The organism is Cronobacter sakazakii (assembly GCF_000982825.1).
Classification (GTDB): domain Bacteria; phylum Pseudomonadota; class Gammaproteobacteria; order Enterobacterales; family Enterobacteriaceae; genus Cronobacter; species Cronobacter sakazakii.
Genome location: NZ_CP011047.1, coordinates 1,260,693 through 1,287,220 on the forward strand (window position 1 = coordinate 1,260,693; position 26,528 = coordinate 1,287,220).

Below are 26,528 nucleotides of genomic sequence, written 5' to 3' on the forward strand. Positions count from 1 at the left end.
CGAAGCGGAAATAAAGTAGCGAAAAACAACAACATCACAACTGCAATAACCACAAGAATGGGGAACCTCAGGATGAAAATGAAGGGCAAAGCGTTACTGACAGGCGCAATTGCGCTGGCGATGAGCAGCATGGCGATGGCGGAAGACATTAAAATTGCCGTTGTGGGCGCCATGTCTGGCCCGGTAGCGCAATATGGCGATCAGGAATTTACCGGCGCCGAGCAGGCGGTGGCGGATATCAACGCCAAAGGCGGCATCAAAGGCAACAAGCTGGTTATCACCAAATATGACGACGCCTGCGACCCGAAACAAGCGGTGGCGGTCGCGAACAAAGTGGTGAATGACGGCGTGAAATATGTCATCGGCCACCTGTGCTCCTCTTCCACCCAGCCGGCGTCTGATATTTATGAAGACGAAGGCATTCTGATGATCACGCCAGCGGCGACGGCACCGGAGCTGACCGCGCGCGGCTATCAGCTGATCCTGCGCACCACCGGTCTCGATTCTGACCAGGGCCCGACCGCGGCGAAATACATTCTTGATAAGGTGAAGCCGAAGCGCATCGCTATCATTCATGACAAACAGCAGTACGGCGAAGGCCTGGCCCGCGCGGTGCAGGACGGCCTGAAAAAAGGCGGCGCGAACGTAGTCTTTTTTGACGGTATCACTGCGGGCGAAAAAGATTTCTCCACGCTGGTGGCGCGTCTGAAGAAAGAAAACATCGATTTCGTTTACTACGGCGGTTATCACCCGGAAATGGGCCAGATCCTGCGCCAGGCGCGTTCCGCTGGCCTGAAAACCCAGTTTATGGGGCCGGAAGGCGTGGCGAACGTGTCGCTGTCTAATATCGCGGGCGATTCCGCCGAAGGCATGTTAGTCACCAAGCCGAAGAACTACGATCAGGTGCCGGCGAACAAACCGATTGTGGACGCTATCAAGGCGAAGAAACAGGATCCGAGCGGCGCGTTCGTGTGGACCACCTACGCCGCGCTGCAGTCGCTGGCCGCAGGCCTGAACCAGAGCGACGATCCGGCAGCCATCGCCAAATACCTGAAAGCGAACTCCGTCGATACCGTGATGGGCCCGCTCTCCTGGGATTCAAAAGGCGATCTGAAAGGGTTTGAGTTCGGCGTGTTTACCTGGCATGCGAACGGTACCGCGACCGACGCCAAATAATTTCCCCGGCCTCTTTCGCACTACAGTTTTGTAGGGTGGGTAAGCGCAGCGCACCCACCTTATTACGCCATACCTTCTAACAACAGCAACCCGGCCTCACGGCTCCAGCCGCTTCACCCAGCCATCCTGCTGCGCCGCAAATCCCAGCGTCTGCATAAACGCGTTCATCACGTTGTAATCTTCCACGCCAATATCCATCACCCACCACTCCGTCATCGACGGGTTATCGCGGATCGTCTCTTCAATCAGGTAATGCCCGACGCCGCGCCGGCGCGTCACTTCGCGCACCCGCAGGGAATCCATCGCGCCTTCAGTGCCGCGTAGCGTCACGCGCACCGCGCCCAGCAGCCGGTCGTTAAAACGCGCGGCGTAAATTCGGTGGTTCTCATCAAGACGTAACGATTCAGAAGGGTATTCCGGCCAGATTTTCGCGAGGTCGATTTTGTCCTGTTCGCTCAGGGTATGCAGACGAAGAATGGTGAGTTTCATAATAGCCTTTCCGCCAGGGATGAATCTCTGAGTTTACCCGATTTTTCAGGGCCGCTGGACGCTCCGGTGAGATCTATTCGGTAGCTGATTAGTTTTTGTCTTATTCATTAGGTAGCGTGAAAGCGCGGGGAATGAAATTTAACCAGCAGATAACGCTGAATGGCAGCGTTTTATCTGGCTAATAATGCCGATATTTTATGCTGACCGCTGCGCTTTTTTTTGTTTATCTCGGGTATATTTCAGAATATTATCTTTGCTTAATAGACTGAAAAATAGATGTTTTAATTATAGTTTCGCTAAAAAACACGCTAACTCATTAAAGAGACAGGTAAAAGTAGCGTTGTCTATTAAAACGACAGAATATTTTTTAACCATAATAAAACTAATCAGCAACACACACATCACGAACGGGGATTCTGAGAATGAACAGCAACGCAAAGCGCTGGCTTGCGGGGATGGTTGCGCTGGCGCTATCTCAGGCAGTCAATGCGATGACCGTCAATACGGCGGTGGGAAGTGGCGTTAGCAGTGCCGCGCCTGCCGCGCTAACAGGTAACCGACACGCTTTCAGCGCGAATGTCATAAACGGGCCGCTGAACTGGGATGAAAAAAGCGATCTGAAAGGATTTGTCTCTGAGGTTTTTGAGCGGCAGACCAACGGGTCGTTAACCGTTCTGCGTTACGAATCGTAGTCAAGCACACCCGATATTCATCCCGCCTGCTGGCGCGTTGTCCGGCAGGATTTAATAAGGTTACGTTATGTCCGAGCAGTTTCTCTATTTTCTGCAGCAGATGTTTAACGGCGTCACGCTGGGCAGTACTTACGCGCTGATCGCCATCGGTTACACCATGGTTTACGGCATTATCGGCATGATCAACTTCGCCCATGGCGAGGTGTATATGATTGGCAGCTACGTGTCATTCATGATCATCGCCGCGCTGATGATGATGGGCATTGACGCCAGCTGGCTGCTGGTTGGTGCCGCATTTATCGGAGCGATTGTCGTCTCCAGCGCCTACGGCTGGAGCATCGAGCGCGTGGCGTATCGCCCCGTGCGCAGCTCCAAGCGTCTGATTGCGCTGATCTCCGCCATCGGGATGTCTATCTTCCTGCAAAACTACGTCAGCCTGACGCAGGGCTCGCGCGACGTCGCGCTCCCGAGCCTTTTCAACGGCCAGTGGACCATCGGCAGCAGCGAAAACTTCGCGGCCAGCATCACCACTATGCAGCTGGTTATCTGGGTCGTGACCTTTATCGCGATGCTCGCGCTCACGCTGTTTATCCGTTACTCCCGCATGGGCCGCGCCTGCCGCGCCTGCGCTGAAGATCTGAAAATGGCGAGCCTGCTTGGCATCAACACCGACCGCGTTATCGCGCTGACCTTTGTGATTGGCGCGGCGATGGCGGCGGTGGCGGGCGTGCTGCTCGGCCAGTTCTATGGCGTGATTAACCCCTACATCGGCTTTATGGCCGGGATGAAAGCCTTCACCGCGGCGGTGCTGGGCGGCATCGGCAGTATTCCGGGCGCGATGATTGGCGGCCTGATTCTGGGCGTCACCGAATCGCTCTGCTCGGCGTATCTGAGCACGGAATATAAAGATGTGGTGTCGTTTGCCCTGTTGATCGGCGTCTTGCTGGTGATGCCGACCGGTATTCTGGGTCGCCCGGAGGTAGAAAAAGTATGAAACCGATGCATTTTGTGGCGGCGCTGCTGGCAGCCGCCATGTTCTTCCTGCTGGCCGGGATTTTTATGGGCGTTCAGCTGGAGCTGGACGGCACGCGTCTTGTGGTCGATACCGCCGACAGCATTCGCTGGGAGTGGATTGCCATCGGCACCGGCGTGGTCTTTTTATTCCAGCTTTTACGTCCGCTGTTCCAGAAGGGCCTGAAAAACGTCTCCGGGCCGAAATTTATTCTGCCGGCGATTGACGGCTCGACGGTAAAACAGAAGCTGTTCCTGCTGGCGCTGCTCGTTGTTGCCGTGGCGTGGCCGTTTATGGTGTCGCGCGGAACGGTGGATATCGCCACGCTGACCATGATTTACGTGATTCTGGGCCTTGGCCTGAACGTGGTAGTGGGGCTTTCCGGCCTGCTGGTGCTCGGCTACGGTGGTTTTTATGCCATCGGCGCTTATACCTTCGCGCTGCTGAACCACTACTACGGCCTGGGCTTCTGGACCTGTCTGCCGCTGGCGGGCCTGGTGGCTGCCGCCGCCGGTTTCCTGCTCGGCTTCCCGGTGCTGCGCCTGCGCGGTGACTATCTGGCGATCGTGACCTTAGGCTTTGGCGAAATCGTGCGTATTCTGCTGCTGAATAACACGGAGATTACCGGCGGCCCGAACGGCATCAGCCAGATCCCGAAACCGACCTTCTTCGGCCTGGAATTCAGCCGCACCGCGCGCGAAGGCGGCTGGGATACCTTCAGCAACTTCTTTGGGGTGAAGTATGACCCGAGCGACCGCGTGATTTGGCTCTATCTGGTGGCGTTGCTGCTGGTGGTGTTCTCGCTGTTTGTGATTAACCGTCTGCTGCGTATGCCGCTGGGCCGCGCCTGGGAAGCGCTACGTGAAGATGAGATCGCCTGCCGTTCGCTCGGCCTGAACCCGACGCGCATCAAGCTGACCGCGTTTACCATCAGCGCCGCGTTCGCGGGTTTCGCCGGAACGCTGTTCGCGGCGCGCCAGGGCTTTGTCAGCCCGGAATCGTTCACCTTCGCGGAATCGGCATTCGTGCTGGCGATTGTGGTGCTGGGCGGCATGGGCTCGCAGTTTGCGGTGATCCTGGCGGCTATTCTGCTGGTGGTCTCGCGCGAGTTAATGCGTGATTTGAACGAATACAGCATGCTGGTGCTGGGCGGCCTGATGGTGCTGATGATGATCTGGCGTCCGCAAGGGTTGCTGCCGATGACGCGCCCGCAGCTGAAACTGAAAAATGGTGTGAGCAGTAAAGGAGAGCAGGCATGAGTCAGCCTTTATTATCCGTCAGCGGCCTGATGATGCGCTTTGGCGGCCTGCTTGCCGTCAATAATGTCTCTCTTGAGCTGCGCGAGCGTGAAATCGTCTCGCTGATTGGCCCGAACGGGGCCGGTAAAACCACGGTGTTCAACTGCCTGACCGGTTTTTATAAACCGACGGGCGGCACCATTATGCTGCGCGACCAGCATCTCGAAGGCCTGCCGGGCCAGCAGATCGCCCGGATGGGCGTGGTGCGCACCTTCCAGCACGTGCGTCTGTTCCGTGAAATGACGGTGATTGAAAACCTGCTGGTGGCGCAACATCAGCAGCTAAAATCCGGGCTGTTTTCGGGCCTGCTGAAAACCCCGGCGTTTCGCCGCGCGCACAGCGAGGCGCTCGATCGCGCCGCCACCTGGCTTGAGCGCATCAATCTGTTGCAGCACGCCAACCGGCAGGCGGGCAACCTGGCGTATGGCGACCAGCGCCGTCTGGAGATCGCCCGCTGCATGGTGACGCAGCCTGCGATCCTGATGCTCGACGAACCGGCGGCGGGCCTGAACCCGAAAGAGACCAAAGAGCTGGACGAGCTGATTGTCGAGCTGCGCAACCATCACAACACGACCATTCTGCTGATTGAGCACGACATGAAACTGGTGATGGGCATTTCAGACCGTATTTACGTGGTAAACCAGGGGACGCCGCTTGCCAACGGCACGCCGGAGCAGATCCGCAACAACCCCGACGTGATTCGCGCATACCTGGGTGAGGCATAAGATGGAAAACGTGATGTTATCTTTTGACAGGGTGAGCGCGCACTACGGCAAAATCCAGGCGCTGCATGAGGTCAGTCTGCATATCCGCCAGGGCGAAATCGTCACCCTGATCGGCGCGAACGGGGCCGGAAAAACCACGCTGCTCGGCACGCTGTGCGGCGACCCGCGCGCGAGCACCGGGAAAATCGTCTTTGACGGTAAAGACATTACCGACTGGCAGACCGCGAAAATTATGCGCGAGGCGGTGGCGATTGTGCCGGAAGGCCGCCGCGTCTTTTCCCGCATGACGGTGGAGGAGAACCTGGCGATGGGCGGGTTTTTTGCCGATCGCGCGCAGTATCAGGAGCGCATTCAGCGCGTGTACGATCTCTTTCCGCGCCTGCACGAGCGCCGCATCCAGCGCGCCGGTACGATGTCCGGCGGCGAACAGCAGATGCTGGCGATTGGCCGCGCGCTGATGAGCCAGCCGCGCCTGCTGCTGCTGGACGAACCGTCGCTCGGTCTTGCGCCCATCATCATCCAGCAGATTTTCGACACCATCGAACAGCTGCGCAAAGAGGGGATGACGATTTTCCTGGTCGAGCAGAACGCCAACCAGGCGCTGAAGCTCGCCGATCGCGGCTATGTGCTGGAGAATGGTCACGTGGTGCTGGAAGACACCGGCGAGGCGTTGCTCGCCAACGAAGCGGTGCGCAGCGCGTATCTGGGCGGTTGATTCACCTGTACGGCCCGGCGGCGTAATGCATGCCGGGCCTTTTAATGCTTCTGTCGTAAGCCGCGTACACTTTCGGCTTCGTGTTTAACTCACGTCATCAGATCATCACCGGCGCGTCATTTCTCTGCCGCTCTTGCGTCACCATCTTGTCATTATCCAGTTATTTTTCTGTCATACGCGCATGTCATGTTAGCTCGCGAGCATAAAACGCGTGATTTCGCGCATCTCAAACGACGCATAATCAGAGAGATAACAGACATGACAGCTTCGTTACGACGTACAGCAATTTGTGTGGCTCTGGGATGGGCGCTGAGCAGCCAGGCGATGGCCGCCACCACCATTCCGTTCTGGCATTCGATGGAAGGCGAACTGGGTAAAGAGGTGAATTCACTGGCGCAGCGGTTTAACGAGGCGCACCCGGAGTACAAAATCGAGCCGGTCTACAAAGGTAACTACGAGCAGAGCCTCGCGGCCGGGATCGCCGCTTTCCGTACCGGCAACGCGCCCGCGATTCTGCAGGTTTACGAAGTAGGTACCGCCACCATGATGGCGTCCAAAGCCATCAAGCCTGTGTACGAAGTATTCAACGACGCTGGCATTAAATTCGATGAGTCGCAGTTTGTGCCGACGGTTGCCGGTTACTACACCGACGCGAAAAGCGGCCATCTGCTCTCCCAGCCGTTTAACAGCTCCACGCCTGTGCTCTACTACAACAAAGACGCGTTCAAAAAAGCGGGCTTAGACCCTGAGCAGCCGCCGAAAACCTGGCAGGATCTCGCGGCGTATACCGCGAAGCTGAAAGCCGCCGGCATGAAGTGCGGCTACGCCAGCGGCTGGCAGGGCTGGATCCAGATTGAAAACTTCAGCGCCTGGCATGGTCTGCCGGTCGCCACCAAAAACAACGGCTTTGACGGCGCTGATGCGGTGCTGGAATTCAACAAGCCGGAACAGGTGAAGCATATCGCCCTGCTTGAAGAACTGAATAAGAAGGGCGATTTCAGCTATTTCGGGCGCAAGGATGAGTCCACCGAGAAGTTCTACAACGGCGATTGCGCCATTACCACCGCCTCTTCCGGTTCGCTCGCGGATATCCGCCACTACGCCAAATTCAACTACGGCGTGGGCATGATGCCCTACGACGCCGACGTGAAAGGCGCGCCGCAGAACGCCATTATCGGCGGGGCGAGCCTGTGGGTGATGCAGGGCAAAAACAAAGAGATGTACAAAGGTGTGGCGGAGTTCCTGAACTTCCTCGCGCAGCCGGAAATCGCGGCCGAATGGCATCAGAAAACCGGTTATCTGCCTATCACCAAAGCTGCTTACGACCTGACCCGCCAGCAGGGCTTCTATGACAAGAACCCGGGCGCGGATATCGCGACGCGTCAGATGCTGAACAAGCCGCCGTTGCCGTTCACCAAAGGGCTGCGTCTGGGCAATATGCCGCAGATCCGCACTGTGGTTGACGAAGAGCTGGAAAGCGTCTGGACCGGCAAGAAAACCCCGCAGCAGGCGCTGGATTCCGCCGTTGAGCGTGGTAATCAGCTGTTGCGCCGTTTCGAGCAGTCGACGAAATCGTAACGCTGGTAGCGCGCTGGCGCGGCGGGTGTTGTTTCGAGCGGCGGGTGCGCTTCGCTTACCCGCCCTACACGGGACCAGAAATCGTACCGCTGGTAGCGGGCTGGCGCGGCGGGTGTTGTTTCGAACGGCGGGTGCGCTTCGCTTACCCGCCCTACACAGCACCAGAAATCGTACCGCTGGTCGCGGGCTGGCGCGGTGGGTGTTGTTTCGAACGGCGGGTGCGCTTCGCTTACCCGCCCTACACAGCACCAGCAATCGTACCGCCTGTAGCGGGCTGGCGCGGCGGGTGTTGTTTCGAACAGCGGGTGCGCTGCGCTTACCCGCCCTACACAGCACCAGATTAGTAGGCCGGGTAAGGCGCAGCCGCACCCGGCATTTTTCAGGAAAGCGTTTCTCTATGTCATCATCCCGTCCGGTGTTTCGTTCAGGCTGGCTGCCCTATGCGTTACTGGCGCCGCAGCTGATTATCACCGTCATCTTTTTTATCTGGCCTGCGGGCGAGGCGCTCTGGTACTCCGTACAGAGCATCGATCCGTTCGGGCTCTCCAGCCAGTTTGTCGGGCTCGCGAATTTTACCCAGCTTTTTCACGACAGCTACTACCTGGATTCCTTCTGGACCACCATAAAATTCAGCGCGCTGGTGACCATCAGCGGGCTGCTGATATCGCTGTTTTTCGCGGCTCTTGTGGATTACGTGGTGCGCGGCAGCCGTTTTTACCAGACACTGATGCTGCTGCCCTACGCCGTCGCGCCCGCCATCGCCGCCGTGCTGTGGATTTTCCTCTTTAACCCCGGACGCGGGCTTATTACCCACGTGCTTGAGCAGATGGGTTACTACTGGAACCACTCGCAAAACAGCGGCCAGGCGATGTTCCTGGTGGTCTTCGCCTCAGTCTGGAAGCAGATCAGCTACAACTTTCTGTTTTTCTTCGCCGCGTTGCAGTCGATCCCGCGCTCGCTGGTGGAGGCCGCCGCCATCGACGGCGCAGGCCCGGTGCGCCGCTTCTTTAAATTGTCGCTGCCGCTTATCGCGCCGGTGAGCTTTTTCCTGCTGGTGGTAAATCTGGTCTATGCCTTTTTCGACACCTTCCCGGTTATCGACGCCGCCACCGCGGGCGGGCCGGTGCAGGCTACCACTACGCTGATTTACAAGATTTACCGCGAAGGGTTCGCCGGGCTCGATCTCTCCACCTCCGCCGCGCAGTCGGTGGTGCTGATGGTGCTGGTGATCATCCTCACCGTGGTGCAGTTCCGCTATGTGGAAAGTAAGGTGCGCTACCAATGATTGAAAACCGCCCTGGGCTGACGATTTTCAGCCATACCCTTTTGATCCTCGGCATCGCCGCCATTCTCTTTCCGCTCTATGTGGCGTTTGTCGCGGCGACGCTCGATAACCAGGCCGTGTTCGCCACGCCGATGACGCTTATCCCCGGCACGCACCTGTGGGAAAACCTGAAAGATATTTGGATTAACGGCGTCGGGGCCAACAGCGCGCCGTTCTGGCTGATGCTGCTGAACAGTTTCATCATGGCGTTCAGCATTACCGTCGGGAAAATCGCGGTATCGATGCTCTCGGCGTTCGCCATCGTCTGGTTTCGCTTTCCGCTGCGTAACCTCTTCTTCTGGATGATTTTTATTACGCTGATGCTGCCGGTGGAAGTGCGCATTTTCCCGACGGTGGAAGTGATAGCCAACCTGAAGATGATGGACAGTTACACCGGCCTGACGCTGCCGCTCATGGCGTCCGCAACCGCCACCTTTCTGTTCCGCCAGTTCTTTATGACGCTGCCTGACGAGCTGATGGAAGCGGCGCGTATCGACGGCGCCTCGCCGATGCGGTTTTTCCGCGACATCGTGCTGCCGCTCTCGAAAACGAATCTCGCGGCGCTGTTCGTCATTACGTTTATCTACGGCTGGAATCAGTATCTCTGGCCGCTGCTGATTATCAGCGATCCGTCGCTCGGCACGGCGGTGGCGGGCATTAAAGGCATGATTTCGGTGGGCGAGGGCAGCACGCAGTGGAATCAGGTGATGGCGGCGATGCTGCTGACGCTTATCCCGCCGGTGGTGATTGTTTTAGTGATGCAGCGCGCGTTTGTTCGCGGGCTGGTGGATAGCGAGAAATAAGATGGCAGGACTCAAATTACAGGCAGTCACCAAAAGCTGGGACAACGGCAAAACGCAGGTTATTCAGCCGCTGACGGTGGATGTCGCGGATGGCGAATTTATCGTGATGGTCGGCCCGTCCGGCTGCGGCAAATCGACGCTGCTGCGTATGGTGGCCGGGCTTGAGCGCGTGAGTAGCGGCGATATCTGGATAGATCGCCAGCGCGTCACCGAGATGGAGCCGAAAGAGCGCGGCATTGCGATGGTGTTCCAGAACTACGCGCTCTACCCGCATATGAATGTCGAAGAGAACATGGCCTGGGGCCTGAAAATTCGCGGCATGGGCAAAGCGCACATCGCCGAGCGCGTTAAAGAAGCGGCGCGCATTCTGGAGCTCGACGGACTGTTAAAGCGCCGCCCGCGTGAACTCTCCGGCGGCCAGCGCCAGCGCGTGGCGATGGGACGCGCGATTGTGCGCGATCCGGCGGTGTTCCTCTTCGATGAGCCGCTCTCAAACCTCGACGCCAAACTGCGCGTGCAGATGCGCCTTGAGCTGCAACAGCTTCACCGCCGCCTGCGCACCACCTCGCTGTATGTGACGCACGATCAGGTCGAAGCGATGACGCTCGCCCAGCGCGTGATGGTGATGAACAAAGGCGTGGCGGAGCAGATAGGCACGCCGGTGGAGGTCTACGAAAAACCCGCCAGCCGCTTTGTGGCGAGCTTTATTGGCAGCCCGGCGATGAACCTGCTGGAAGGGCGAGTGAATGCCGAAGGCACCCATTTCGACGTTGACGGCGGGCTTTCCCTGCCGCTCGGGCGGCTGCATAAAACGCTCGCCGGGCGCAAGGTGACGCTGGGTATCCGCCCGGAACATATTGCGCTAAGCTCACAGGCCGCAGGCGGCGTGCCGCTGCCGCTCGATACGCTGGAGATGCTGGGCGCGGATAACCTCGCGCATGGCCGCTGGGGCAGCCAGAAAGTGGTGGCGCGCCTGGCGCATCAGGAGCGTCCGCAGCCGGGCAGCCAGCTGTGGCTGCACCTGCCGGAAAATCATCTGCACTTTTTTGATGGTGAAACAGGACAACGTTTATGAGCAACTGGCCATATCCTCCCATCGTCGCCCACCGCGGCGGCGGCCGACTGGCGCCGGAAAACACGCTGGCGGCGATTGAAACCGGCGCGCGCCTGGGCCACGCCATGATTGAATTTGACGTCAAACTCACCAAAGACGGCCAGATTTTCCTGCTGCATGACGACACGCTGGAGCGCACCAGTAACGGCTGGGGTGTGGCGGGCGAACTGAACTGGGATGAGCTGCTGAAAGTGGACGCCGGTAGCTGGTTTAGCGGCGCGTTTAAAGGCGAGAAGCTGGCGCTGCTGAGCGACGTGGCGCAGCGCTGCCGCGAGCACCGCATGATGGCGAATATCGAAATCAAACCGACGACCGGCACCGATGCCGACACCGGGCGCGTGGTGGCGCTGGCCGCGCGCGCGCTCTGGAGTGACATGACCGCACCGCTGCTCTCGTCGTTTTCCATCGAGGCGCTGGAGGCGGCGCAACAGGCCGCGCCGGAACTGCCGCGCGGGCTGCTGCTGGACGAGTGGCGCGACGACTGGCAGGCGCTGACCACGCGTCTTGGCTGCGTCTCCATTCACCTGAACCATAAGCTTTTGGATCAGGCGCGCGTCATGCAACTGAAAGACGCTGGGCTGCGTATTCTGGTTTATACCGTGAATTCGCCCCGGCGCGCGCTGGAGTTGCTCGCCTGGGGCGTGGACTGCATCTGTACCGATGCGATTGATGAGATCGGGCCGGATTTTCGCGCTTAAGGCGCGAGGCTACCCTGCGTATTCAGCGTAGTGCCGTTCTGGCGCAGCATATCGCCATTCTGACGTTGCTCAATCATGTGCGTCTGCTGTGTGCTGTTCAGCGTCGCGCCGTTGCTGTTGAGCATGTGCTGCGAACTTCCGCTGCTGCGGTTGAGCATGCCGCCATTGGTGTTCGGCAGCACCTGTTCTCTCTGCGGGTTCAGCATTCCCGGCTGGTTCTGCTGAATACGCTCGACGTTGTTGTTCATCTGGGTCTGCAACTGCTGTTGTTGCAGGCGGCTCTGCGTCTGGATCTGCTGATTGAGCATCCCCTTCTGCTGAAGCTGCTGGCTTTGCATCTGCGTCTGCAAACGCTGCTGGCTGGGGTTCACATACCCCGGCTGGTTTGGGTTGTTGATGACGTTGATCGGTTGGGCAAGCGCCGCCAGCGGGAACGCCGCGGCAATCAGTAAATAGCGTTTCATGGTTTTTCCCTCCCTTGTGGAAGATCTTTTCAGTTTACCTCCTCTGTGCCGGCACGATGATCTTTTAAGAGTTGTGAACCAGACTTATTGCGGGGAGCGTCCCGGATAATAAGCGGAGAACAATAATGATGATGCAGTGGAAAACCGTACGCCAGAGCGTGATAGCGGCGCTGGCGGTCACTTTTTGTTTAACGGCGGGGGCTGCGCCGCCGCCGGTTTCAGCCCCTGCGCCAGCGCCGGTCTCTTATGGCGTGGAAGAAGATGTCTTCCATCCGGTGCGGGCCGAACACGGCATGGTCGCCTCGGTGGACGCGGCAGCGACGCAGGTGGGCGTCGATGTGCTAAAGCAGGGCGGTAACGCGGTGGATGCGGCGGTCGCGGTGGGGTTCGCGCTGGCGGTGACGCATCCGCAGGCCGGTAATCTTGGCGGCGGCGGCTTTATGATGCTGCGTACCAAAGACGGCAAAGTGACGGCGATCGATTTTCGCGAAATGGCACCGGAGAAAGCCACGCGCGATATGTTCCTCGACGCGCAGGGCAACGCCGACAGCAAAAAATCGCTCACGTCGCACCTCGCCTCCGGTACGCCGGGCAGCGTCGCGGGCTTTGCGCTGGCGCTGCAAAAATATGGCACGATGCCGCTCGATAAAGTCATTCAGCCCGCCATTGCACTTGCGCGCGACGGCTTTACGGTCAACGACGCGCTCGCCATCGATTTAAAAACTTACGGCGTGGAGACGCTCCCGAACCACCCGGCCAGCAAGGCGATTTTCTGGAAACAGGACGGTAATCCCTACCAGAAGGGCGACAAACTGGTGCAGGCGAATCTTGCAAAGAGCCTGGAGCTTATCGCTAAAGATGGCCCGGGCGCCTTCTATAAAGGCCCGATTGCCGACCAGATAGCCGACGAGATGGCGAAAAACGGCGGGCTTATCACCAAAGCCGATCTGGCGAATTACAAAGCGGTGGAGCGCACGCCCGTGAGCGGCGACTACCGCGGTTATCAGGTTTATTCGATGCCGCCGCCGTCGTCGGGCGGGATCCACATCGTGCAGATCCTGAATATTCTTGAGAATTTCGACCTGAATAAATATGGCTTCGGCAGCGCCGACGCGATGCAGATTATGGCCGAGGCGGAAAAATACGCCTACGCCGACCGCTCCGAGTATCTGGGCGACCCGGATTTCGTGAAGGTGCCGTGGCAGGCGCTGACCAGCAAGGCCTACGCGAAATCGCTGGCGCAGCAAATTGATATCAATAAGGCGCGCCCGTCGAAGGAGATTAAACCGGGCAACCTCGCGCCTTATGAGAGCAACCAGACCACGCATTTTTCGGTCGTCGACAAAGACGGCAATGCGGTGGCGGTGACTTATACGCTTAACACGACTTTCGGCAGCGGCATTGTGGCGGGCGATACCGGGATTCTGATGAATAATCAGATGGATGATTTCTCCGCCAAACCGGGCACGCCGAACGTCTATGGCCTCGTAGGCGGCGATGCGAACGCGGTGGGGCCGAAGAAACGCCCGCTGTCGTCGATGTCGCCGACGATTGTCGTCAAAGATGGTAAGACATGGCTGGTGACCGGCAGCCCAGGCGGCAGCCGCATTATCACCACCGTGTTGCAGATGGTGGTGAATACGATTGATTACGGCATGAACGTGGCGGAGGCCACCAACGCGCCGCGATTCCATCACCAGTGGCTGCCGGATGAGCTGCGGGTGGAGAAGGGCTTTAGCCCGGATACGCTGAAGCTTTTGCGTGAGAAAGGGCAGAACGTGGCGGTGAAAGAGGCGATGGGCAGCACCCAGAGCATTATGATTGGCCCGGACGGGGCGCTTTACGGCGCGTCCGACCCGCGCAGCGTCGATGATTTAACGGCGGGGTATTAAGGTAGCGCCGTGTCGCGTCCTGTAAACGGTGAGGGCGTCATGTAAACGGTGGGTGCGCTACGCTTACCCACCCTACAGATTTGCACATCCCGGTGCAGGGCGGTTAAGCCATGCGCACCCGCCGTGTCGTGTCCTGTAAACGGTGGGTGCGCTGCGCTTACCCACCCTACAGATTTGCACATCCCGGTGTAGGGCGGGTAAGCCATGCGCACCCGCCGTGCCGCGTCATGTAAATGGTGGGTGACCCACCCTACAGATTTGCATATCCCGGCGTAGGGCGGGTAAGCCATGCGCACCCGCCGTGCCGCGTGATGTAAACGGTGGGTGCGCTACGCTTACCCACCCTACAAATTCGCACATCCCGGTGTAGGGCGGGTAAGCCATGCGCACCCGCCGTGTTGCGTCCTGTAAACGGCGCAGGAACCGTTAACCTGCCTTCATCCGCGCCATAAAATACGCGTCTACATACTCGCCGTTGCGCAGGCCGTAACGCTTGCCGGTGCCCTCTGTCTCAAACCCGAATTTACGGTACACCGCCAGCGCCGGCGCATTATCGACAAACACCGTCAGTTCGATTCGCTCGATGCGCAGCCAGTTATCGCACAGATTAACCATTTCACCCATCAGCGCGGACGCCACGCCGCGGTTACGCCAGCCAGGGTGAACGCTCATCCCGAAGGTCGCCACATGGCTGCGGCGCGGGTTTTGCTCCACCGTTAAGGCCAGATGCCCGACAACCTCGCCATCCATACACGCCACCAGCTGACGGCGCCCCGGCTGCGGCGCGCCGAGCCGCTCACGCCACATCGCGAGCGACGGATGCGGAATTTGCAGCGTGTTGTAGATGACTTCCGACATCATGTGGATCTGCTGCAACGCCTGCGCATCTTCTGCTTCCGCATGTCTTACGACGATTTCATTCATGACGTGCTCCCTGTGGTCGACGGTTGAAAGGCGAGGGCGCGTGGTTTACCCGCCCTACGAAATAATCTTCAACATCAAGGGTTTTTTGGTGTGGGTCAATTCCCAAATTTTTTTTCAAAAAAGTCTGGACACATGCGAATGATAATGATTATTATTGTCATGCGTTCAGGGGGAACCCCAACGGATCATCCTGAAAGCACGACATTGCTCACATTGCTTCCAGTATTTCTTAGCCAGCCGGGTGCTGGCTTTTTTTTTGCCTGGTAATCTATGGTTAATGCCATCTGTTACTCTTAAAAAGGACCGGGCAATGACAATAAATTGCGCTTTTATTGGTTTTGGCAAAAGCACCACCCGCTACCATCTTCCCTACGTTTTACACCGCAAAGCGACGTTTCACGTCGCGCATATCTTCCGACGTCACCCTAAACCGGAGCTGGAAAGCCACCCGCGTTATCAGCACATTCACTTTACGAGCGATCTGGATGACATCCTGAACGACGACTCGGTAAAACTGGTGGTGATCTGCACGCATGCCGACAGCCACTTTGACTATGCGAAGCGTGCGCTGGAAGCCGGGAAAAACGTGCTGGTGGAGAAACCATTCACGACAAGCGTCGCGGATGCGCGTCTGCTGCTGGATCTGGCGAGGAGCAAAGGGCTTGTGGTCACGCCGTATCAGAACCGCCGCTTTGATTCGTGTTTTCTGACCACGCGTAAAGTGATTGAGAGCGGCAAGCTGGGCGAGATTGTCGAAATTGAAAGCCATTTCGACTACTACCGGCCTGAAGCGGAAACCAAACCGGGGCTGCCGGAAGACGGCATGTTTTTCGGGCTCGGCGTGCATACGATGGATCAAATTATCTCACTGTTTGGCCGCCCCGATCACGTCAGCTATGACATCCGCAGCCTGCGCAACAAAGCGAACCCGGACGACACCTTCGAGGCGCAGCTGTTTTATGGCGATCTGAAAGCCATCGTCAAAACCAGCCACTACGTCAAAATCGACTACCCGAAATTTATCGTTCACGGCAAAAAGGGCTCGTTTATTAAATATGGTATCGACCAGCAGGAGACCAGCCTGAAAGCCGGGATTATGCCGGGCGAACCGGGCTTTGCGGCGGATGAGAGCATCGGGCATCTGGAGTATGTCAACGCGCAGGGCGAAACGGTGCGCGAAGAGATTAAACCGGAGGAGGGCGACTATGGCCGCGTCTATGACGCGCTCTATGGTACGCTCGTCAACGGCGCGCCAAATTACGTCAGAGAATCTGATGTGCTCACGAACCTTGAGATCCTCGAACGCGGTTTCGAGCAGGCGTCTCCCGCGACCGTAACCCTTGCGAAATAAGGCCTGTCGGCTCCTCTGTTCTTGTTCACAAAATTTGAACAGAGGAGTCAATTTTCACCCTCTATGATCGCGGACGTAACAGGTCCACACTTACCCCATCAAATCGCTAAGGGGGTACACGATGATCTATTTACGCAAAGCACAAGACCGCGGCCACGCCAACCACGGCTGGCTGGATTCCTGGCACACCTTCTCGTTCGCTAACTATTACGACCCGAATTTCATGGGCTTTTCCGCCCTGCGGGTGATTAACGACGATGTGATCGACGCAGGCCAGGGGTTCGGTACGCACCCGCATAAAGACATGGAAATCCTGACCTACGTGCTGGAAGGCGCGGTGGAGCATCAGGACAGCATGGGCAACAAAGAGCAGGTGCCTGCCGGTGAGTTCCAGATAATGAGCGCCGGGACCGGCGTGCGCCACTCGGAGTACAACCCGAGCGCCACCGAACGTCTGCGCCTGTACCAGATCTGGATTATTCCGTCTGAAAACGGCATTGAGCCGCGCTACGAGCAGCGCCGCTTCGACGCCGCCCAGGGCCGCCAGCTGGTCCTGTCGCCGGATGCCCGCGACGGCTCGCTGAAAGTGCATCAGGATATGGAACTGTCGCGCTGGGCATTGCTGAATGGCGAAGACGGTGAGTATGCGCCCGCCGCTGGCCGCCGCGTCTGGATCCAGGTCGTGAAGGGCGATGTGACCATCAACGGCACCCGCGCGACCACCAGCGACGGCCTGGCCATCTGGGATGAAGCGACGCTTGCAATCCACGCCGACAGTGACAGCGAAATCCTGCTGTTCGATCTGCCGCCGGTCTGATAAATCCTGAACCTCTCTCGCAACCTTCCTCTAAACAGGGGAAGGTTGTTGCGCGTCCGTGATAAACTGGTTATTACCCATGACCTTATCCCCCCTTCAGGACGATGAAAAAGAGAAGACCGGTACTTCAGGATGTGGCCGATCGCGTCGGCGTGACCAAAATGACCATCAGTCGCTACCTGCGCAACCCCGAGCAAGTCTCGCTGGCGCTGCGCAGTAAAATCGCGGCGGCGCTGGATGAGCTTGGCTACATTCCCAACCGCGCGCCGGATATTCTCTCCAACGCGACCAGCCGCGCCATTGGCGTGCTGCTGCCTTCTCTGACCAACCAGGTGTTCGCCGAAGTTTTACGCGGTATCGAAAGCGTTATTGACGCGCACGGCTACCAGACCATGCTCGCCCACTACGGCTACAAGCCGGAGCTGGAAGAGGAGCGCCTGGAATCGATGCTCTCCTGGAATATCGACGGCCTGATTTTAACCGAGCGCAACCACACGCCACGCACCCTCAAGATGATCGAAGTGGCGGGCATTCCGGTGGTGGAACTGATGGACAGCGTCTCGCCGTGTCTGGATATCGCCGTGGGGTTTGATAACTTCGACGCCGCCCGCCAGATGACGGCGGCCATCATCGCGCGCGGCCACCGCCACGTGGCGTATCTTGGCGCGCGTCTTGATGAGCGCACCATCATGAAACAGAAGGGCTACGAGCAGGCGATGCTTGACGCGGGCCTGACGCCCTACAGCGTGATGGTGGAGCACTCTTCGTCTTTCTCGACCGGCAGCGAACTGCTGCGCCAGGCGCGCCGGGAGTATCCGCAGCTCGACAGCATCTTCTGTACCAATGACGATCTCGCGATTGGCGCCGCGTTCGAGTGCCAGCGTCTGGGGCTGCGCATTCCTGACGATATGGCGATTGCCGGTTTTCACGGCCACGATATCGGCCAGGTGATGGAGCCGCAGCTCGCCAGCGTGCTCACGCCGCGCGAGCGCATGGGACGTATCGGCGCGGAGCGTTTGCTGGCGCGCATTCGTGGCGAAACCGTTACGCCGCAAATGCTCGATCTCGGTTTTACCCTCTCGCCAGGCGGCTCGATTTAATCCCACAAATTTGAACTGGCTCACACTTATTCATGCTGAGCACCTGCGGAAATTGCTAATTTTCAGTGTGAGCCAGACAATGTTACCGTTAACAGTTACCCGTAACATTATCCGTAATGCCTTTGCCAGGGGAGTACTGCAATGAGCACGACCAATCATGATCACCATATTTATATCCTGATGGGCGTTTCCGGCAGCGGGAAATCCGTTGTCGCCAGCGAAGTCGCGCATCGTCTGAAAGCCGCGTTTCTCGATGGCGACTTTCTGCATCCGCGCCGCAATATTATGAAAATGGCGGCGGGCGATCCGCTTAACGATGACGACCGCACGCCGTGGTTGCAGGCGCTCAACGACGCCGCTTTCGCCATGCAGCGCACCAACAAAGTGTCGCTCATCGTCTGCTCGGCGCTGAAAAAACGCTATCGCGATATTCTGCGCAGCGGCAACCCGAACCTCTCTTTCATCTGGCTGAAAGGCGATTATGAAGTGATCGAAAGCCGCCTGCGCGCGCGCAAAGGGCACTTCTTCAAGCCGCAAATGCTGGTGACGCAGTTCGAGGCGCTGGAAGCCCCGCAGGAAGACGAAAAAGATGTGCTGATTGTGGATATCAACCCGTCTCTCGACGACGTTATCGACAGCACGATCGCGCTTATCAACAAAGGCGAGTAAGCCGTGAATACATTAACCCTCGTTTTAACGGCAGTAGGGTCCGTTTTGCTTCTGCTGTTCCTGGTGATGAAGGCGCGCATGCACGCCTTTGTCGCGCTGATGGTGGTTTCCATCGGGGCCGGGCTTTTCTCCGGCATGCCGCTCGATAAAATCGCCGCCACGATGGAAAAAGGCATGGGCGGCACGCTCGGCTTTCTGGCGGTGGTGGTGGCGCTGGGTGCCATGTTCGGCAAAATCCTGCATGAAACCGGCGCGGTCGATCAGATTGCCGTCAAAATGCTGAAATCCTTCGGCCACAGCCGCGCGCATTACGCGATTGGGCTCGCGGGCCTGATTTGCGCGCTGCCGCTGTTTTTCGAAGTGGCGATTGTGCTCTTGATTAGCGTTGCGTTCTCTATGGCGCGCCACACCGGCACCAATCTTGTGAAGCTTGTGATCCCGCTGTTTGCGGGCGTCGCGGCCGCCGCGGCGTTTCTGCTGCCGGGGCCTGCGCCAATGCTGCTCGCCTCGCAGATGCATGCCGATTTCGGCTGGATGATTTTAATTGGTCTGTGCGCGGCCATCCCCGGCATGCTGATCGCCGGGCCGCTTTTCGGTAATTTCATCAGCCGTTATGTCGAGCTCTATACGCCTGACGACATCAGCGAGCCGCACCTCGGCGAAGGCAAGCTGCCGTCTTTCGGCTTCAGCCTCTCGCTGATTCTGCTGCCGCTGGTGCTGGTGGGCCTGAAAACCATCGCCGCGCGTTTTACCGAGCAAGGTTCGACGCTCTACGAATGGCTGCAGTTTATCGGCCATCCGTTTACCGCGATTCTCGTCGCCTGTCTGGTGGCGATTTACGGCCTGGCGCGCCGTCAGGGCATGGAAAAAGAGAAAGTCATGGCGATCTGCGGCCAGGCGCTGCAACCGGCGGGCATTATTCTGCTGGTGATTGGCGCAGGCGGCGTGTTCAAACAGGTGCTGGTGGATTCTGGCGTTGGCCCGGCGCTCGGCGGTGCGCTGACCGGCATGGGCCTGCCGATTGCGCTGACCTGCTTTGTGCTGGCTGCCGCGGTGCGCATTATTCAGGGCTCCGCGACCGTCGCCTGCCTGACGGCGGTAGGCCTGGTAATGCCGGTTATCGAACAACTGCACTTCTCCGGCGCGCAGCTTGCCGCGCTGTCTATCTGCATCGCAGGCGGCTCGATTGTGGTAAGCCACGTCAACGACGCCGGTTTCTGGCTGTTCGGTAAGTTCACCGGCGCCACCGAAGCGCAAACGCTGAAAACCTGGACGATGATGGAAACGCTGCTCGGCACCACCGGCGCGATTGTCGGAATGATTGCGTTTACGCTGCTTTCCTGAATCATCAACAAAAAGGGCTTCCCGACGGAAGCCCTTTTTCTTATCCCTTCATCCACGCCCGGATGCCATCCAGGAACATCTGGGTGGCGAGCATCACCAGTACCAGCCCCATCAGGCGCTCCAGCGCGTTGACGCCTTTCTCGCCGAGCAGCCGTAAAAAGAGCGACGACTGCAGCAAGATAACAAACGTGCCGCCCCAGGCGAGCAGCAGCGCGATGACTAAATGCCCCATCTGGTTCGGGTACTGGTGCGACAGCAGCATCAGCGTCGCGAGCAGCGTTGGGCCTGCGACCAGCGGGATCGCCAGCGGCACGATAAACGGCTCTTCACCGGCGGGAAGGCCAGTGCTGTTGCCTTCGTGGCTCGGGAAAATCATTTTGATGGCGATAAGGAACAGAATAATGCCGCCGGAGATAGAGACGGTTTCGGCGCGCAGATTCAGGAACGCCAGGATCTTCTCGCCCGCGAACAGGAAAATAAGCATCAGCAGCAGCGCGATAAACAGCTCGCGCACCATAATCGCCCGACGGCGTTTCGGCTCGGTATGCTTGAGCACCGACATAAAAATCGGCAGGTTGCCCAGCGGATCCATAATCAGGATCAGCAGGACGGCGGCGGAGAGAATGTCATTCATAAAAGCGTCCTGATAACGGTAAACGTGACGCCTGATTAGCTCTGTTTCTGATGTTCAGGCGATCATTGATTAATTTCACTTGCCACTTTAGCTGCATTTTGTATGGTGAAAGTATCTCCGGGGTTCTCCCGGCACGCACACAAAGCACATCTCGCAGGAACACGGGTTATGAAAAATGTTGGTTTTATCGGCTGGCGCGGTATGGTCGGCTCTGTACTCATGCAACGCATGGTGGAAGAGCGCGATTTTGACGCCATTCGTCCTGTCTTTTTCTCTACTTCCCAGCTTGGCCAGCCCGCGCCCACCTTTGGCGCACAGGGCGGCGGCACGCTTCAGGATGCTTATAATCTGGAAGCGCTGAAGGCGCTGGACATTATCGTGACCTGCCAGGGCGGCGATTATACCAACGAAATCTATCCAAAGCTCCGTGAAAGCGGCTGGCAGGGCTACTGGATTGACGCGGCGTCTTCGCTGCGCATGAAAGATGACGCCATTATCATTCTCGACCCGGTGAACCAGCATGTGATCACCGATGGGCTGAATAAAGGCGTGAAAACCTTTGTTGGTGGCAACTGCACCGTCAGCCTGATGCTGATGTCGCTGGGCGGCCTGTTTGCGGAAAACCTGGTGGAGTGGGCGTCTGTCGCCACATACCAGGCGGCGTCCGGCGGCGGCGCGCGCCATATGCGCGAACTGCTGACCCAGATGGGCCTGCTGCAACAGCACGTGGCGGCGGAACTCGCCGACCCGGCTTCCGCCATTCTCGATATCGAACGCAAAGTCACGCAGCTTACCCGCAGCGGCGAACTGCCGGTGGATAATTTCGGCGTACCGCTGGCGGGCGGGCTTATCCCGTGGATCGACAAACAGCTCGATAACGGCCAGAGCCGCGAAGAGTGGAAAGGCCAGGCGGAGACCAACAAAATCCTCGGCACGTCATCAACTATTCCTGTAGACGGCCTGTGCGTGCGTATCGGCGCGCTGCGCTGCCACAGTCAGGCGTTTACGCTGAAGCTGAAAAAAGATGTCTCGATTGCCACCATTGAATCGCTGCTGGCGGGCCATAACGACTGGGTGAAAGTGGTGCCGAACGACCGCGATATTACCGTACGTGAATTAACGCCTGCGGCGGTTACCGGCACGCTCAGCACGCCGGTCGGACGCCTGCGTAAGCTCAACATGGGGCCGGAGTATCTCTCGGCGTTTACCGTCGGCGATCAGCTTCTGTGGGGCGCTGCCGAGCCGCTGCGGCGTATGCTGCGTCAGCTGGCGTAAATAACCTTAATAAAAGAGCGCTCCGGCGCTCTTTTTTAATGTCCGTCAATTAAAGAAAAGACGAATGTTTCATATTTTCTGAGGGGGAACAGAATCCCCTGGCTATGCTTAGCATAAGACGGGTCTTACTCGTCATACTTCCAGGTGGAACGGCACAGCCGCAGGAATGCTTCAGGCTCTGCCCGTTCAGGTCATTAAGAGTGTCGCTACCGGACGCGAAGGCGTAAGGCTGGAATGGGGCGACACCAAATAAACAGGATGATAACCATGTCTGATCGTGTCTCAAGAGACGTGATTAATGCGCTGATTGCGGGCCATTTTTCGGATCCTTTCTCCGTTCTGGGCATGCACACCACCGACGCCGGGATCGAAGTCCGTGCGCTGCTTCCCGACGCTACTGAAGTCTGGGTCATCGAACCCAAGACCGGGCGTAAAGTGGGCAAGCTTGAGTGTCTGGATTCTCGCGGTTTTTTCAGCGGCGTGATGCCGCGTCGTAAAAATCCTTTTCGCTATCAACTGGCCGTGGTCTGGCACGGGCAGCAAAATCTGATTGATGACCCGTATCGCTTCGGGCCGCTGCTTCAGGAGCTGGATGTCTGGCTGCTTTCCGAAGGCACGCATTTACGTCCTTATGAAACGCTCGGCGCGCATCCGGATACGATGGACGGCGTCACCGGCACGCGCTTTTCCGTCTGGGCGCCGAACGCGCAGCGTGTCTCCGTGGTGGGGCAGTTCAACTACTGGGATGGCCGCCGCCACCCGATGCGTCTGCGTAAAGAGAGCGGCATCTGGGAACTCTTCATCCCCGGCGCGCACAACGGCCAGCTCTATAAATATGAAATGATCGACGCGAACGGCCATTTGCGCATGAAATCCGACCCGTATGCGTTTGAGGCGCAGATGCGCCCGGATACCGCGTCGCTTATCTGCGGCCTGCCGGAAAAAGTCGAGCCGAACACGGCGCGTCAGGACGCTAACCGCTTCGATGCGCCGATCTCGATTTACGAAGTGCATCTGGGTTCATGGCGTCGCCATACCGACAACAATTTCTGGCTGAGCTACCGCGAGCTGGCTGACCAGCTGATCCCGTATGTAAAGTGGATGGGCTTTACCCATATCGAACTGTTGCCGGTTAACGAACACCCGTTCGACGGCAGCTGGGGCTATCAGCCGACCGGGCTGTACGCGCCGACGCGCCGTTTCGGCACGCGCGAAGAGTTCCGCTATTTCATCAACGCCGCGCACGCCGCGGGGCTGAACGTTATTCTCGACTGGGTGCCGGGCCACTTCCCGTCTGATGATTTCGCGCTGGCGAATTTTGACGGCACGGCGCTCTATGAGCACAGCGACCCGCGCGAAGGCTATCACCAGGACTGGAACACGCTTATCTACAACTATGGCCGCCGCGAAGTGAGCAACTTCCTGGTGGGCAACGCGCTCTACTGGACGGAGCGTTTCGGTATCGACGCGCTGCGTGTGGACGCTGTCGCCTCAATGATTTATCGCGACTACAGCCGCAAAGAAGGCGAGTGGATCCCGAACCAGTACGGCGGGCGCGAAAACCTGGAGGCGATGGAGTTTCTGCGCAACACCAACCGCATTATCGGCGAGCAGGTCAACGGCGCGGTGACGATGGCGGAAGAGTCCACCGATTTCCCTGGCGTCTCACGGCCGCCGGAATCGGGCGGGCTTGGCTTCTGGTACAAGTGGAACCTGGGCTGGATGCACGACACGCTCGACTACATGAAGCTCGATCCGGTCTATCGCCAGTACCATCACCACAAAATGACCTTCGGGATGATTTACAACTACACCGAAAACTTCGTTCTGCCGCTGTCGCACGACGAAGTGGTGCATGGCAAAAAATCCATCCTTGACCGTATGCCCGGCGACGCCTGGCAGAAATTCGCCAACCTGCGCGCCTACTACGCGTGGATGTGGGGCTTCCCGGGTAAAAAACTGCTGTTCATGGGCAACGAGTTTGCGCAGGGGCGCGAGTGGAACCACGACGCCAGCCTCGACTGGCATCTGCTGGAAGGCGATGACAACTGGCACCACGGCGTGCAAAGACTGGTGCGCGATCTCAATTCCACGTATCGCCACCACAAAGCGCTGCATGAACTTGATTTCGATCCTTATGGCTTCGAATGGTTAGTGGTAGAGGATAACCAGAACTCGGTATTTATCTTCGTGCGTCGCGATTCGCAGGGCAATGAAATCATTGTCGCCAGTAACTTCACACCGGTGGTGCGCCATAACTATCGCTTTGGCATTAACCAGCCGGGCGAGTGGCGCGAAATCCTGAATACGGATTCGCAGCACTATCATGGCAGCAACGCCGGGAACGGCGGCAAGGTGCGCAGCGAGGCCATCGCCAGCCACGGGCGCGACAACTCGCTCTCCCTGACGCTGCCGCCGCTTGCCACTATCTGGCTGGTCAGAGAGGCAGATGATGCAGCTTAACGCAGGCCATTCCGCTCCGCCTGGCGCCTGGTTTGACGGCGCGGGCGTGAATTTCACGCTGTTTTCCGCGCATGCGGAAAAGGTGGAGCTGTGCCTGTTTGATGCAAGCGGCAACGAAACGCGTTACGCGCTGCCTGCGCGTAGCGGCGACGTCTGGCACGGTTATCTGCCGGGCGCGCGTCCTGGCCTGCGCTATGGCTACCGCGTGCATGGCCCGTGGAACCCGGCGCAGGGCCACCGCTTTAACCCGGCGAAACTGCTGCTCGATCCATGCGCTCGCGGCGTGGAGGGCGATGTTATCGACGATCCGCGCCTGTACGGCGGCATCGACACGCCGGACCCGCGTGACAACCGCGACGCGATGCCGAAATCGGTCGTGATGGATGACCGCTACGACTGGGAAGACGACGCGCCGCCCAACATCGCCTGGGGCGAGACGGTGATTTACGAGGCGCACGTGCGCGGTTTGACGCGCCTGCACCCGGACATTCCGCCTGCCCTGCGCGGTACCTATGCGGCGCTCGGCCACCCGGCGATGATCGCCTGGTTCCAGCGGCTCGGCATCACGGCGCTGGAGTTACAACCTGTTGCGAAATTCTGTAGCGAGCCGCGGCTGCAACGTCTCGGCCTCGCTAACTACTGGGGCTACAACCCGCTGGCGCTGTGGGCCATCGAGACGCGTTACGCCTCGCAGCCCGCGCCGCAGGCGGCGCTCAATGAATTTCGCGACGCCGTCAAAGCGCTGCATAAAGCGGGCATCGAGGTCATTCTCGATATCGTGCTTAACCACAGCGCCGAACTGGATCTCGAAGGACCGACCTTCTCCCTGCGCGGAATTGATAACCGTAGCTATTATTGGATACAGGACGACGGCGATTATCACAACTGGACCGGCTGCGGTAACACGCTGAACCTGAGCCATCCGGCGGTGGTGGATTATGCCATCGGCTGCCTGAAATTCTGGGTGGAGCAGTGCCACGTTGACGGTTTCCGGTTCGATCTGGCGACGGTCATGGGCCGCACGCCGGAATTTCGTCAGGATGCGCCGCTTTTTGAGGCGATGCGCCGCGACCGGTCGCTGTCCGCGGTGAAGCTTATCGTTGAGCCGTGGGATATCGGCCCCGGCGGCTATCAGGTGGGCAACTATCCGCCGCCGTTCGCCGAGTGGAACGACCGCTTTCGCGACGATATGCGCCGCTTCTGGCTGCGAAGCGAGCTGGATGTGGGCGAAGTCGCTACGCGCGTCGCCGCGTCGGCGGATGTATACCGCAGAAACGGCCGTGAGCCGTGGGCGTGCGTCAATCTGGTGACGGCGCATGACGGTTTTACGCTGCGCGACTGCGTGTCGTTTAACGGCAAGCATAACGAAGCGAACGGCGAGGATAACCGCGACGGCGCGTGGGAAAACCACAGCAATAATCACGGTTATGAGGGCCTGGGCGGCGGGCAGAGCGTTCAGGACGCGCGGCGTGCGAGCACGCATGCGCTGCTGGCGTCGCTGCTGCTGTCGCAGGGTACGCCGATGTTGCTGGCGGGCGATGAACAGGGCCACAGCCAGCATGGCAATAACAACGCGTATTGCCAGGATAACGAACTGACCTGGTTTGACTGGTCGCAGGCGGACGAAGGGCTTGTCGCGTATACCGCGGCGCTGATTCGCCTGCGCAGACAGATCCCGGCGCTCACCGCGTCACGGTGGTGGGAAGAGAACGACGGCAACGTCCGCTGGCTGAACGCCGCAGGCGCGCCGATGCGACCCGAGGAGTGGCACAGCGGCGCACGCCAGCTGCAAATCCTCTTGTCCGATCGCTGGCTTGTTACCCTTAACGGCCGCGATGAAGTAAGCGAGATCGTATTACCTGAAGGGGAATGGCGCGCCGTTCCTCCATTTGCCGGAGAGGATAATCCGGTTGTCATGGCTGTATGGCATGGGCCTGCGCACGGTGTGTGCGTCTTCCGGAAGTCATAAAC

24 protein-coding genes are annotated in these 26,528 nt (G+C 58.6%); 20 read left to right on the top strand and 4 right to left on the bottom strand.

Going from position 1 to position 26,528, the window contains the following annotated elements; translation table 11 throughout:
- Positions 1 to 72: 72 nt before the first annotated feature.
- Positions 73 to 1,176, top strand: coding sequence for a branched-chain amino acid ABC transporter substrate-binding protein (locus CSK29544_RS05855; protein ID WP_139156510.1), 1,104 nt, complete (start codon positions 73 to 75; stop codon positions 1,174 to 1,176).
- Positions 1,177 to 1,272: 96 nt separating this feature from the next.
- On the opposite strand, the gene panM is transcribed toward CSK29544_RS05855, so the two are convergent.
- A complete protein-coding gene (panM, locus tag CSK29544_RS05860; protein WP_004384849.1) occupies positions 1,273 to 1,665 on the bottom strand; it encodes an aspartate 1-decarboxylase autocleavage activator PanM in 393 nt (130 codons plus the stop codon).
- A gap of 422 nt (positions 1,666 to 2,087) precedes the next feature.
- Here panM and CSK29544_RS05865 point away from each other — a divergent pair, with 422 nt between their 5' ends.
- From CSK29544_RS05865 to ugpQ, 10 genes are all read left to right on the top strand, one after another.
- Positions 2,088 to 2,357, top strand: a complete 270-nt coding sequence (locus CSK29544_RS05865; protein ID WP_007899883.1) for a hypothetical protein — start codon at positions 2,088 to 2,090, stop codon at positions 2,355 to 2,357.
- Positions 2,358 to 2,424: 67 nt separating this feature from the next.
- Positions 2,425 to 3,351: a high-affinity branched-chain amino acid ABC transporter permease LivH gene (livH, locus tag CSK29544_RS05870; protein ID WP_004384851.1), complete on the top strand. Its 927-nt coding sequence runs from the start codon at positions 2,425 to 2,427 to the stop codon at positions 3,349 to 3,351.
- Complete coding sequence (locus tag CSK29544_RS05875; protein WP_004384852.1) at positions 3,348 to 4,628, top strand: high-affinity branched-chain amino acid ABC transporter permease LivM; 1,281 nt, start codon at positions 3,348 to 3,350, stop codon at positions 4,626 to 4,628. Before livH ends, CSK29544_RS05875 begins: the two co-directional genes overlap by 4 nt.
- Complete coding sequence (gene livG, locus CSK29544_RS05880) at positions 4,625 to 5,392, top strand: high-affinity branched-chain amino acid ABC transporter ATP-binding protein LivG (RefSeq protein ID WP_007778908.1); 768 nt, start codon at positions 4,625 to 4,627, stop codon at positions 5,390 to 5,392. The genes CSK29544_RS05875 and livG overlap by 4 nt, the downstream gene beginning before the upstream one ends.
- 1 nt (position 5,393) lies before the next feature.
- Complete coding sequence (gene livF, locus CSK29544_RS05885; protein WP_007778906.1) at positions 5,394 to 6,107, top strand: high-affinity branched-chain amino acid ABC transporter ATP-binding protein LivF; 714 nt, start codon at positions 5,394 to 5,396, stop codon at positions 6,105 to 6,107.
- A gap of 258 nt (positions 6,108 to 6,365) precedes the next feature.
- Positions 6,366 to 7,685 carry a sn-glycerol-3-phosphate ABC transporter substrate-binding protein UgpB gene (gene ugpB, locus CSK29544_RS05890; RefSeq protein ID WP_032976220.1) on the top strand — a complete coding sequence of 440 codons (1,320 nt, stop codon included), beginning with the start codon at positions 6,366 to 6,368 and terminating at the stop codon, positions 7,683 to 7,685.
- A 397-nt stretch (positions 7,686 to 8,082) separates the two neighbouring features.
- Entirely contained in the window at positions 8,083 to 8,970 is an 888-nt protein-coding gene (gene ugpA, locus CSK29544_RS05895; RefSeq protein WP_004388002.1) for a sn-glycerol-3-phosphate ABC transporter permease UgpA, read from the top strand.
- The gene (gene ugpE / locus CSK29544_RS05900; protein WP_007852757.1) at positions 8,967 to 9,812 is read left to right on the top strand and encodes a sn-glycerol-3-phosphate ABC transporter permease UgpE; all 846 of its coding nucleotides are present in this window, start codon (positions 8,967 to 8,969) and stop codon (positions 9,810 to 9,812) included. Before ugpA ends, ugpE begins: the two co-directional genes overlap by 4 nt.
- A 1-nt stretch (position 9,813) precedes the next feature.
- A complete protein-coding gene (locus CSK29544_RS05905) occupies positions 9,814 to 10,887 on the top strand; it encodes a sn-glycerol-3-phosphate import ATP-binding protein UgpC (RefSeq protein ID WP_007871694.1) in 1,074 nt (357 codons plus the stop codon).
- Complete coding sequence (ugpQ, locus tag CSK29544_RS05910) at positions 10,884 to 11,624, top strand: glycerophosphodiester phosphodiesterase (RefSeq protein ID WP_007899878.1); 741 nt, start codon at positions 10,884 to 10,886, stop codon at positions 11,622 to 11,624. Before CSK29544_RS05905 ends, ugpQ begins: the two co-directional genes overlap by 4 nt.
- Here the strand turns inward: ugpQ and CSK29544_RS05915 are convergent.
- Entirely contained in the window at positions 11,621 to 12,088 is a 468-nt protein-coding gene (locus CSK29544_RS05915; RefSeq protein WP_007899876.1) for a DUF2756 family protein, read from the bottom strand. The two genes, ugpQ and CSK29544_RS05915, sit on opposite strands and share 4 nt — an antisense overlap.
- Positions 12,089 to 12,216: 128 nt before the next feature.
- Between CSK29544_RS05915 and ggt the strand changes: the two genes are divergently transcribed.
- The gene (gene ggt, locus CSK29544_RS05920) at positions 12,217 to 13,980 is read left to right on the top strand and encodes a gamma-glutamyltransferase (RefSeq protein WP_165689110.1); all 1,764 of its coding nucleotides are present in this window, start codon (positions 12,217 to 12,219) and stop codon (positions 13,978 to 13,980) included.
- A gap of 426 nt (positions 13,981 to 14,406) precedes the next feature.
- On the opposite strand, the gene yhhY is transcribed toward ggt, so the two are convergent.
- Positions 14,407 to 14,904, bottom strand: coding sequence for an N-acetyltransferase (gene yhhY / locus CSK29544_RS05925; RefSeq protein WP_007899872.1), 498 nt, complete (start codon positions 14,902 to 14,904; stop codon positions 14,407 to 14,409).
- Between the two features lie 310 nt (positions 14,905 to 15,214).
- Here yhhY and CSK29544_RS05930 point away from each other — a divergent pair, with 310 nt between their 5' ends.
- The 5 genes from CSK29544_RS05930 (at position 15,215) to gntU (ending at position 20,185) form a co-directional block, all read left to right on the top strand.
- Positions 15,215 to 16,255, top strand: coding sequence for an oxidoreductase (locus tag CSK29544_RS05930; protein ID WP_007899870.1), 1,041 nt, complete (start codon positions 15,215 to 15,217; stop codon positions 16,253 to 16,255).
- Positions 16,256 to 16,376: 121 nt separating this feature from the next.
- Positions 16,377 to 17,072, top strand: coding sequence for a pirin family protein (locus tag CSK29544_RS05935; RefSeq protein ID WP_004388011.1), 696 nt, complete (start codon positions 16,377 to 16,379; stop codon positions 17,070 to 17,072).
- 104 nt (positions 17,073 to 17,176) lie between these two features.
- Entirely contained in the window at positions 17,177 to 18,172 is a 996-nt protein-coding gene (gene gntR, locus CSK29544_RS05940) for a gluconate operon transcriptional repressor GntR (protein ID WP_007765042.1), read from the top strand.
- A gap of 141 nt (positions 18,173 to 18,313) precedes the next feature.
- Complete coding sequence (gene gntK, locus CSK29544_RS05945; protein ID WP_007899862.1) at positions 18,314 to 18,841, top strand: gluconokinase; 528 nt, start codon at positions 18,314 to 18,316, stop codon at positions 18,839 to 18,841.
- A 3-nt stretch (positions 18,842 to 18,844) separates the two neighbouring features.
- On the top strand, positions 18,845 to 20,185 hold the full coding sequence (gene gntU / locus CSK29544_RS05950; RefSeq protein ID WP_014727889.1) for a gluconate transporter: 1,341 nt from the start codon (positions 18,845 to 18,847) through the stop codon (positions 20,183 to 20,185).
- Between the two features lie 40 nt (positions 20,186 to 20,225).
- Here the strand turns inward: gntU and CSK29544_RS05955 are convergent, their stop codons facing one another.
- Complete coding sequence (locus CSK29544_RS05955; protein WP_004388017.1) at positions 20,226 to 20,819, bottom strand: YhgN family NAAT transporter; 594 nt, start codon at positions 20,817 to 20,819, stop codon at positions 20,226 to 20,228.
- Between the two features lie 168 nt (positions 20,820 to 20,987).
- On the opposite strand from CSK29544_RS05955, the gene asd reads away from it, so the two are divergent.
- From asd to glgX, 3 genes are all read left to right on the top strand, one after another.
- A complete protein-coding gene (gene asd, locus CSK29544_RS05960) occupies positions 20,988 to 22,094 on the top strand; it encodes an aspartate-semialdehyde dehydrogenase (RefSeq protein WP_012126368.1) in 1,107 nt (368 codons plus the stop codon).
- Between the two features lie 267 nt (positions 22,095 to 22,361).
- Complete coding sequence (gene glgB, locus CSK29544_RS05965) at positions 22,362 to 24,557, top strand: 1,4-alpha-glucan branching enzyme (protein WP_004388018.1); 2,196 nt, start codon at positions 22,362 to 22,364, stop codon at positions 24,555 to 24,557.
- Positions 24,544 to 26,526 carry a glycogen debranching protein GlgX gene (glgX, locus tag CSK29544_RS05970; protein WP_032976215.1) on the top strand — a complete coding sequence of 661 codons (1,983 nt, stop codon included), beginning with the start codon at positions 24,544 to 24,546 and terminating at the stop codon, positions 26,524 to 26,526. Before glgB ends, glgX begins: the two co-directional genes overlap by 14 nt.
- The last annotated feature ends 2 nt before the right edge of the window (positions 26,527 to 26,528 follow it).

Coding starts and splice junctions, on each gene's coding strand:
- ggt (WP_165689110.1), top strand. CDS start 12,217: ATGATGCAGTGGAAAACCGTACGCCAGAGCGTGATAGCGGCGCTGGCG.
- gntR (WP_007765042.1), top strand. CDS start 17,177: ATGAAAAAGAGAAGACCGGTACTTCAGGATGTGGCCGATCGCGTCGGC.
- CSK29544_RS05955 (WP_004388017.1), bottom strand. CDS start 20,819: ATGAATGACATTCTCTCCGCCGCCGTCCTGCTGATCCTGATTATGGAT.
- livF (WP_007778906.1), top strand. CDS start 5,394: ATGGAAAACGTGATGTTATCTTTTGACAGGGTGAGCGCGCACTACGGC.
- CSK29544_RS05875 (WP_004384852.1), top strand. CDS start 3,348: ATGAAACCGATGCATTTTGTGGCGGCGCTGCTGGCAGCCGCCATGTTC.
- asd (WP_012126368.1), top strand. CDS start 20,988: ATGAAAAATGTTGGTTTTATCGGCTGGCGCGGTATGGTCGGCTCTGTA.
- ugpQ (WP_007899878.1), top strand. CDS start 10,884: ATGAGCAACTGGCCATATCCTCCCATCGTCGCCCACCGCGGCGGCGGC.
- ugpB (WP_032976220.1), top strand. CDS start 6,366: ATGACAGCTTCGTTACGACGTACAGCAATTTGTGTGGCTCTGGGATGG.
- gntK (WP_007899862.1), top strand. CDS start 18,314: ATGAGCACGACCAATCATGATCACCATATTTATATCCTGATGGGCGTT.
- ugpE (WP_007852757.1), top strand. CDS start 8,967: ATGATTGAAAACCGCCCTGGGCTGACGATTTTCAGCCATACCCTTTTG.
- glgB (WP_004388018.1), top strand. CDS start 22,362: ATGTCTGATCGTGTCTCAAGAGACGTGATTAATGCGCTGATTGCGGGC.
- CSK29544_RS05915 (WP_007899876.1), bottom strand. CDS start 12,088: ATGAAACGCTATTTACTGATTGCCGCGGCGTTCCCGCTGGCGGCGCTT.
- CSK29544_RS05930 (WP_007899870.1), top strand. CDS start 15,215: ATGACAATAAATTGCGCTTTTATTGGTTTTGGCAAAAGCACCACCCGC.
- CSK29544_RS05905 (WP_007871694.1), top strand. CDS start 9,814: ATGGCAGGACTCAAATTACAGGCAGTCACCAAAAGCTGGGACAACGGC.
- yhhY (WP_007899872.1), bottom strand. CDS start 14,904: ATGAATGAAATCGTCGTAAGACATGCGGAAGCAGAAGATGCGCAGGCG.
- panM (WP_004384849.1), bottom strand. CDS start 1,665: ATGAAACTCACCATTCTTCGTCTGCATACCCTGAGCGAACAGGACAAA.
- livH (WP_004384851.1), top strand. CDS start 2,425: ATGTCCGAGCAGTTTCTCTATTTTCTGCAGCAGATGTTTAACGGCGTC.
- ugpA (WP_004388002.1), top strand. CDS start 8,083: ATGTCATCATCCCGTCCGGTGTTTCGTTCAGGCTGGCTGCCCTATGCG.
- CSK29544_RS05855 (WP_139156510.1), top strand. CDS start 73: ATGAAAATGAAGGGCAAAGCGTTACTGACAGGCGCAATTGCGCTGGCG.
- glgX (WP_032976215.1), top strand. CDS start 24,544: ATGATGCAGCTTAACGCAGGCCATTCCGCTCCGCCTGGCGCCTGGTTT.
- CSK29544_RS05865 (WP_007899883.1), top strand. CDS start 2,088: ATGAACAGCAACGCAAAGCGCTGGCTTGCGGGGATGGTTGCGCTGGCG.
- livG (WP_007778908.1), top strand. CDS start 4,625: ATGAGTCAGCCTTTATTATCCGTCAGCGGCCTGATGATGCGCTTTGGC.
- CSK29544_RS05935 (WP_004388011.1), top strand. CDS start 16,377: ATGATCTATTTACGCAAAGCACAAGACCGCGGCCACGCCAACCACGGC.